This is a genomic window from Mycolicibacterium sp. P4_G11 (assembly GCF_056555145.1).
Genome location: NZ_JBFUJW010000021.1, coordinates 1 through 6720 on the forward strand (window position 1 = coordinate 1; position 6720 = coordinate 6720).

General features: G+C 67.9%; 8 protein-coding genes. 2 read left to right on the forward strand and 6 right to left on the reverse strand.

The genetic code is table 11. The annotated features are described in order from the left end of the window. A partial coding sequence (locus tag AC1U2B_RS28495) for an IS3 family transposase (protein ID WP_480219430.1) occupies positions 1-107 on the forward strand: 107 nt, incomplete at its 5' end. A gap of 75 nt (positions 108-182) precedes the next feature. On the opposite strand, the gene glnA is transcribed toward AC1U2B_RS28495, so the two are convergent. Next, positions 183-1619, reverse strand: a complete 1437-nt coding sequence (gene glnA, locus AC1U2B_RS28500; protein ID WP_043399683.1) for a type I glutamate--ammonia ligase — start codon at positions 1617-1619, stop codon at positions 183-185. 167 nt (positions 1620-1786) lie between these two features. Between glnA and AC1U2B_RS28505 the strand changes: the two genes are divergently transcribed. Continuing rightward, positions 1787-2263 carry an RDD family protein gene (locus tag AC1U2B_RS28505; protein WP_418002610.1) on the forward strand — a complete coding sequence of 159 codons (477 nt, stop codon included), beginning with the start codon at positions 1787-1789 and terminating at the stop codon, positions 2261-2263. A 61-nt stretch (positions 2264-2324) separates the two neighbouring features. On the opposite strand, the gene AC1U2B_RS28510 is transcribed toward AC1U2B_RS28505, so the two are convergent. From AC1U2B_RS28510 to sucB, 5 genes are all read right to left on the reverse strand, one after another. Further along, on the reverse strand, positions 2325-3080 hold the full coding sequence (locus AC1U2B_RS28510) for a DUF4191 domain-containing protein (protein ID WP_043399680.1): 756 nt from the start codon (positions 3078-3080) through the stop codon (positions 2325-2327). 15 nt (positions 3081-3095) lie between these two features. Further along, positions 3096-4028, reverse strand: a complete 933-nt coding sequence (gene lipA, locus AC1U2B_RS28515) for a lipoyl synthase (RefSeq protein ID WP_480219427.1) — start codon at positions 4026-4028, stop codon at positions 3096-3098. After that, a complete protein-coding gene (lipB, locus tag AC1U2B_RS28520; RefSeq protein ID WP_480219428.1) occupies positions 4025-4711 on the reverse strand; it encodes a lipoyl(octanoyl) transferase LipB in 687 nt (228 codons plus the stop codon). The genes lipA and lipB overlap by 4 nt, the downstream gene beginning before the upstream one ends. Before the next feature lie 25 nt (positions 4712-4736). Next, positions 4737-5645, reverse strand: a complete 909-nt coding sequence (locus AC1U2B_RS28525) for a TIGR01777 family oxidoreductase (protein ID WP_043399671.1) — start codon at positions 5643-5645, stop codon at positions 4737-4739. A gap of 16 nt (positions 5646-5661) precedes the next feature. Next, a partial coding sequence (sucB, locus tag AC1U2B_RS28530) for a 2-oxoglutarate dehydrogenase, E2 component, dihydrolipoamide succinyltransferase (protein ID WP_480219429.1) occupies positions 5662-6720 on the reverse strand: 1059 nt, incomplete at its 5' end.

A 6720-nucleotide genomic window follows, 5' to 3' on the forward strand; every position in this document is an offset into this window, starting at 1 on the left:
CCACCGCGCTCGAGGGCTACATCCGCTGGTACAACACCGAACGCATCTCGACAAAACTCAAGGGCCTGAGCCCGGTCCAATACCGGGCCCAGGCCCTTAAGTCCTAAGCTCCCAAAGTCAGAGTCCAACTTTCGGGGACCACTTCAGTTTAGGGGGTTTTCACGTCTTGCTCGCGCTAAGACTCAGCAGTCGTAGTAGAGCGAGAACTCGTACGGGTGAGGGCGAATCTGCACCGGCAGGATTTCGTTCTCCCGCTTGTACGAGATCCAGGTCTCGATCAGGTCCTCGGTGAACACGCCACCCTCGGTGAGGTAGTCGTGGTCGGCCTCAAGGCGGTCGATGACGGCAGCCAGCGAGGTCGGGGCCTGCGGGATGCTGGCGGCCTCGTCCGGCGGCAGCTCGTAGAGGTCCTTGTCGATCGGGGCCATGGGCTCGATCTTCTTCTTGATGCCGTCGATACCGGCCATGAGCATCGCCGAGAAGGCCAGGTACGGGTTACCCGAGCTGTCCGGGCAACGGAACTCGAGGCGCTTGGCCTTCGGGTTGTTGCCGGTGATCGGGATACGCACACATGCCGAGCGGTTGCGCTGGCTGTACACCAGGTTGATCGGGGCCTCGTAGCCCGGCACCAGACGCTTGTAGGAGTTCACCGTCGGGTTGGTGAACGCCAGCAGCGACGGGGCGTGGTGCAGGATGCCGCCGATGTAGTGGCGCGCCATGTCGGACAGGCCCGCGTAGCCGGACTCGTCGTGGAACAGCGGCTTGCCGTCCTTCCACAGCGACTGGTGGGCGTGCATGCCCGAGCCGTTGTCACCGAACAGCGGCTTCGGCATGAAGGTGACGGTCTTGTTGTTGGCCCACGCGGTGTTCTTGATGATGTACTTGAACAGCAGCACGTCATCGGCCGCAGCCAGCAGCGTGTCGAACTTGTAGTTGATCTCGGCCTGGCCGGCGGTGCCGACCTCGTGGTGGCCGCGCTCCAGGGTGAACCCGGAGTTGATCAGGTTGGTCGACATCTCGTCGCGCAGGTCGACGTAGTGGTCGTACGGCGCGACGGGGAAGTAGCCACCCTTCGGGCGGACCTTGTAGCCGCGGTTGGGGGAGCCGTCGGCCTCGAAGGGCTCGCCGCTGTTCCACCAGCCCGACTCGGAGTCGACCTCGTAGAAGGTGCCGTTCATCTTGGAGTCGAACGCCACCGAGTCGAAGATGTAGAACTCGGCCTCGGCACCGAAGTAACAGGTGTCGGCGATGCCGGTGCTGGCCAGGTAGTTCTCGGCCTTGCGTGCGACGTTGCGCGGGTCACGGGAGTAGGCCTCACGCGTGAACGGGTCGTGCACGAAGAAGTTCATGTTCAGCGTCTTGGCGGCCCGGAACGGGTCGATGCGCGCGGTGTTGGCATCCGGCAGCAGCATCATGTCGGACTCGTGGATCGACTGGAAGCCACGGACCGATGAACCGTCGAAGGCCAGGCCGTCTTCGAAAACGCTCTCGTCGAACGCCGAAGCCGGGATCGAGAAGTGCTGGACAACACCAGGCAAATCGCAGAAACGAATGTCCACGTACTCGACGTTCTCGTCCTTGATCAGCTTGAAGATGTCGTCAGACGTCTTTTCTGCCACGTAAGTGATCTCCTTTACTGGTGTTACCCGCGGTTGAACCTAGGGACACGATGTTGCACGCCAATCAACCGTATGTTTCGCGGACGTTACGCGATCCCATGTTTGCGAATCGCGGACCACCCACCGCACGGTTCGGTTGGACAAGCGTGCACGCCTATCCTGACAGCATGTCCGGTGCAGATGGATTTCGGCTCGGTTCGTGGCTGTCCGGGCCCGAATCTGAGCGCCCCGTTGATGAGTCTTCGTACCCGGGTAAAGCCCTCGGCCTGCCGGAAACGGGCTCGCGATCCTTGGCCCGGATGGGACGCCGCACCGTGGCCCTGCTGGTCGACTGGCTGATCGGCTACGGGCTGGCCGGGCTCGCCATGGCCTTCGGTCTGCTGTCGGTGTCCACGTTGTCCACGGCCGTGCTCGTGGTGTGGCTCGTGCTCGGCATCGTGTCGCTGTCGCTGTTCGGGTTCACGCCCGGTCAGCTGGCCCTCGGCCTCATGGTGGTGCCGCTCGACGATGCCCCGCGCGTCGGCGTCATCCGGGCCGTGGTGCGCGGGGTAATGGTCGCACTGGCCGTGCCGGCACTGCTGACCGACGCCGACGGCCGCGGCCTGCAGGACCGGCTGACGAACACCGCCGTCCTGCGCCGCTGACCCGTCGACCTGTGCACGAAAATCCGCGGTCGCCGCGGAAAATCGTGCACAAATCGCTGGGTTACTTGCGCCGGGCGGTGCGCTGCATGCCCTTCATCTTCGCGCCGGCAGGCAGCGGGCCCTTGGGCAGACCGCCGGGACCCAGCTTGGAACCCAGGGCGGCCAGGCGGGACTCCAGCGCATCCATCTGCTTGGCGGTGATGTTGGCGGGCAGCTTGGTCAGGTGCCGTTCCAGCTTGGACAGCGGCACCTGATCCTCTTCGTTGCCGACGACGACGGTGTAGATCGGCACTTCGCCGATCAGCCGTGCGGTGCGCTTCTTCTCCTGCGCCAGAAGCGGTTTCAGGCGCTGCGGCGATCCCTCGCCGACGAAGATCACACCCGGCCGGCCGACCACGCGGTGCACGGCATCGAAGCTGCCGGTGGCGGCGACGGCCTGCGTGACCCGCCACTGGCCGCGCATGTTGTCCAGCGCCCAGGCCGCCGCGCCGGTCTGGCCGTCAGCCTTGCTGTAGACCGACTTCTGCGCCCGCCGGCCGAAGATGATGAACGCGATCAGCCCGCCGAGCAGCACACCCAGGATGGGCAGCGTGATCCAGCTGAAGATGCCGCCGGAGTACGCGGCCATCGCGACGGCGAGCGCCACGATCAGGACGAACGCACCGATCATGTACGGCAGCAGCCGCTTGTCCTCTTTGCGCTGAATCTGGAATGCCTGCCAGAGCTGGGCGCGGCGTGCCTTGGAGGCGGCCTTGCGGGCAGCCTTCGCCTCGGCCTTCGCAGCCTTCACAGCGGCAGCATTGGTGGTCTTTGCCATGCCACCAGGATAGGTTCAGGAAACCGGTGGCCGTAATCGGGCAGCTTGGGCGTACAGCTTTCCGGCCCGGTACGACGAACGGACCAGCGGTCCGGCGAGCACTCCGGCGAAGCCAAGACCCTCCGCGAACTGCTGGTGCTCGACGAATTCCTCCGGCCGCACCCAGCGCTCGACCGGATGATGCCGCGGCGACGGGCGCAGGTACTGGGTGATGGTGACGATGTCGCAGCCCGCGTCGTACAGGTCCTGCAGGGCCAGCCGGATCTCCTCGGGCGTCTCACCCATGCCGAGGATCAGGTTGCTCTTGGTCACCAGGCCGTAGTCGCGGGCCGCGGTGATCACGCCGAGGCTGCGCTCGTAGCGGAACGCCGGGCGGATGCGCTTGAAGATGCGGGGCACGGTTTCGACGTTGTGCGCGAACACTTCCGGGCGCGAGTCGAAGACCTCTTCGAGCAGCGCGGGCACGCCGTTGAAGTCGGGGGCGAGCAGCTCGACGCCGGTGTTCGGGTTCAGCGCGTGGATCTGGCGGACCGTCTCGGCGTACAGCCAGGCACCGCCGTCGGACAGATCGTCGCGCGCCACCCCGGTGATCGTGGAGTAGCGCAGGCCCATGGTCTGCACGCTCTCGGCGACCCGGCGGGGTTCGTCACGGTCGAGGTCGGCGGGCTTGCCGGTGTCGATCTGGCAGAAGTCGCAGCGGCGGGTGCACTGCTCGCCGCCGATCAGGAAGGTGGCCTCGCGGTCTTCCCAGCACTCGTAGATGTTGGGGCAGCCCGCCTCTTCGCAGACGGTGTGCAGGCCCTCGCGTTTGACCAGGCTCTTGAGGTCCTTGTACTCGGGGCCCATCTTGAGCTTGGTCTTGATCCACGGCGGCTTGCGCTCGATCGGCGTCTCCGCGTTGCGGACCTCCAGGCGGAGCAGCTTGCGGTTACCGGGATCGACGCTCATGGTGTCGATGTTAGTGCGCTGCGGGGTGTGCCGACGGTCGCCCCGAGTGCCGAGCACACCGCGGAGGCCACCCGGTCGATGACGTCCTCGGGCGTGATTTCGCGGCCCAGCTCCTTCGTCAGCGACGTGACGCCGGCGTCGGCGATGCCGCACGGGACGATGCCGCCGAACGCGCCCAGGTCGCAGTTGCAGTTGAGCGAGAACCCGTGCAGCGTCGTGCCGCGGGCGACCCGGATGCCGATGGCGGCGATCTTGCGCTCGGGCCGTAGCCCGTCGGCGGCCAGCCACACGCCGGACCGCCCGTCCACCCGGATGGTCTCCAGGCCGAGCTCGGCGCACACCGACATCAGCGCATCTTCAAGCAGCCGAACGAATTTCACCACGTCGAGCGGCTGGGCCAGGCCGATGATCGGGTAACCGACCAATTGGCCGGGACCGTGCCAGGTGATCTTGCCGCCGCGGTCGGTGTCGATGACGGGGGTGCCGTCGGTCGGGCGCTCGTGCGGTTCGGTGCGACGGCCGGCGGTGTAGACGGGCGGGTGCTCGAGCAGCAGCAGGGTGTCGTTGCCGCGCTCGTCGGAGCGGGCGGTGGCAAGCTCGCGCTGCAGCTCCCAGGCGTCGTTGTAATCGATGGTGCCCAGGCGGCGCACGTCGATCGGGCCACCGGCAGATCGGATCGTCACCGAACTGACGCTACGCCTGCCGCAGTCAGGCCGCGTTGGGGGCGGTGACGTACGACAGGGCCTCGCCGATGGTCCGCTGGTGGAACTCGAAACCGGCGTCCTCCAGCGCTGCGGGAATGGCCCGCTGGCCCCCGAGCAGCCCCTCCTCGGCGAACTCGCCGAGCGCCGCGCGCAGCGCGAAACCGGGCATCAGCAGCGGCGTGGGCCGGTGCAGCGCACGCCCCAGGGCTTCGGTGAACTCCCCGTTGGTCACCGGCGCCGGGCCCGTCAGATTCAGCGGGCCGGACAGCTCGTCATGATTCAGCGCGAACAGCAGGGCCCGCACCTCGTCCTCCAACGTGATCCACGGCATGTACTGGCGCCCGCTGCCCAGCCGGGCGCCGAGACCGAGCCCGAACACCGGCCGCAGCCGGGCCAGCATGCCGCCTGCCGGAGCCAGCACCAGGCCCGTGCGCGCGAGCACGACGCGGACCCCCGCGTCGGCGGCCGGGCGCGTGGCGGCCTCCCAGTCCAGACAGAGCCGGGCCAGGAAACCGGCACCGGCGGGCGACCGTTCGTCGGCGATCCGATCCCGGGTATCGCCGTAGAAGCCGACGGCGCTGGCGTTGATGAGCGTGGGGACCCCGGCGTCGACGACGGCGTCGGTCAGCACCTCGGTCGGAACGATGCGGCTGTCGCGCAGGCTTTGCTTGAACGCCCCGGACCACCGGCGGGATCCGACGCTCACCCCGCATAGGTTGACTACGGCATCGACGTCTTGCAGTGCGCGCCAATCGAAGTCGCCGGTACCCGGGTTCCAGTAGACCTCGTCGGCGTTGGCCGGTTGGCGGCGCACGATGCGCACCACCCGATGGTCGGTGGCGCGGAGCGCCGACACCAGTGCAGAACCGATCAGCCCGGACGAGCCCGCGATGGCTATGACCGCGTGCGCCATGCGATTACCGCCCGGCCTAGAGACCGAGGTCGGCCTCGAACGCACCCTCTTCGAGACGACGTTTGATGGTGGTCACGAACCGGCCGGCGTCGGCGCCGTCGATCAGGCGGTGGTCGTAGGTCAGCGGCAGGTAGCAGACCGAGCGGACACCGATCGACTCGTTGCCGCCCTCGTCCACGACGACGCGAGGCCGCTTGACGATGGCACCGGTGCCGAGCATGGCCGCCTGCGGCGGAACCAGGATCGGGGTGTCGAACAGGGCGCCCTGGCTACCGATGTTGGTGATGGTGAAGGTGCCACCGGCCAGCTCGTCGGGCCGCAGGTTGCCGGAGCGGGCGCGGTCGGCGATGTCGACGATCGCGCGAGCAAGACCACCCAGGGAGAGGTCACCGGCGTTGTGCACGACCGGCGACAGCAGGCCCTGCTCGGTGTCCACCGCGAAGCCGAGGTGCTCGGCGTCGTAGTAGGTGATCTCCTTGGTGTCCTCGTTGTAGCTGGCGTTGACGTTCGGGTGGATCTTCAACGCGTCGATCACCGCGCGGGCGATGAACGGCAGGTAGGTCAGGTTGACGCCCTCGCGCTCGGCGAACGAGTTCTTGGCGCGGGCCCGCAACCCGACGATGCGGGTCATGTCGACCTCGTGCGTCTGGGTCAGCTGCGCCGTGGTCTGCAGCGACTCCCGCGTCTTCTTGGCGGTGATCTGCCGGATCCGGGTGGCCTTCTGCGTGGTGCCACGCAGGTGGGCCAGCGCCGGGGCGGGCGCTGCTGCCGGAGCCTTGGCAGCCGGAGCGGCGGGGGCCGATGCGGCGGCGGCAGGAGCGGCCGGGGCCTTGGCGGCCTCGGCCGCGGCGAGCACATCCTGCTTGCGGATGCGGCCGCCGACGCCGGTGCCCTGCACCGAGGCAAGGTCAACGTTGTTCTCGGAGGCCAACTTTCGCACCAGCGGGGTGACGTACGGGCTGGCGTCGTCGGACGGGGCAGCGGCCGCCGGGGCGGGTGCGGCAGGCGCCGGAGCGGGCGCGGCCGGAGCAGGAGCGGGGGCCGGCGGYGGGGKCGGTGCGGCCGGGGCGGGGGG

Bases quoted from the DNA above. Each gene is read 5' to 3' on its own strand.
- AC1U2B_RS28510 (WP_043399680.1), bottom strand. From the start codon at position 3,080: ATGGCAAAGACCACCAATGCTGCCGCTGTGAAGGCTGCGAAGGCCGAG.
- AC1U2B_RS28505 (WP_418002610.1), top strand. From the start codon at position 1,787: ATGTCCGGTGCAGATGGATTTCGGCTCGGTTCGTGGCTGTCCGGGCCC.
- AC1U2B_RS28525 (WP_043399671.1), bottom strand. From the start codon at position 5,645: ATGGCGCACGCGGTCATAGCCATCGCGGGCTCGTCCGGGCTGATCGGT.
- lipA (WP_480219427.1), bottom strand. From the start codon at position 4,028: ATGAGCGTCGATCCCGGTAACCGCAAGCTGCTCCGCCTGGAGGTCCGC.